The following is a 746-nucleotide window of genomic DNA, read 5'->3' on the forward strand; positions in this document are numbered from 1 at the left end:
CGGTGGTCGACGCCCGGCTCAACGAGCTCGAGTATTTCACCATGGCTCAGCTCTATGCAGAGCAGCACGGGGTGACGTTGCCCTCGGATCGCGAGGGCTTCATCCTGCACCTGCCGCAGCTCTTCACCGTGTGGAGCGAGGGAGGGCTCGAGGGCGCGCCCGAGAGCTTTGCCGATTTCGAGGCGCGGGTCTCCGAGGTGCTGCAAGAGATCGCCGCGGGCGAGGGCAGGGCGCTGGTGGTGACCTCGGGCGGGCTCATCGGCTTTGCCATGCGCAGCTGCATGGGGCTGGGGATGGGGGCGCTGGCGCATGCCTGTCTCGCCGTCGAGAACAGCTCGGTGCACCGGATCCAGCCTCTGGCCACGGGGCTTGCGGTGACGCAGTTCAACGCGGTGCCGCATCTCGAGATGGCGGGACGGGCCTACGCGCGCACCCATCTCTGAGTCCGTCCGATCGCCGGAAACGAAAAAAGCGGGCCTTGGGGGCCCGCTTTTGGCGTTTTCAGGCGGTGGGGAACCGGCTTAGCCGCCCCAGACGTAGACCGCGGCGAAGAGGAACAGCCACACGACGTCGACGAAGTGCCAGTACCAGGCGGCGGCCTCGAAGCCGATGTGCTTGGTCTGGGTGAAGTCGCCCTTCATAAGCCGCAGCAGGCAGACGAAGAGGAAGATCGTGCCGATGATCACGTGCACGCCGTGGAAGCCCGTCGCCATGAAGAAGTTGGCGCCGTAGATGTTGCCCGAGAA

At 66.0% G+C, this 746-nt stretch carries 2 protein-coding genes; one reads left to right on the top strand and one right to left on the bottom strand.

The window, feature by feature from the left end:
- The coding region (locus HC022_RS28025) for a histidine phosphatase family protein (protein WP_167454543.1) at window positions 1-443 on the top strand (443 nt) is incomplete at its 5' end.
- Between the two features lie 78 nt (window positions 444-521).
- Here the strand turns inward: HC022_RS28025 and HC022_RS28030 are convergent.
- Window positions 522-746 (bottom strand): cytochrome c oxidase subunit 3 (locus tag HC022_RS28030; RefSeq protein ID WP_175583774.1); only part of this gene is annotated, 225 nt, incomplete at its 5' end.

This window comes from Salipiger sp. HF18 (assembly GCF_011806505.1).
Classification (GTDB): Bacteria; Pseudomonadota; Alphaproteobacteria; order Rhodobacterales; family Rhodobacteraceae; genus Salipiger; species Salipiger thiooxidans.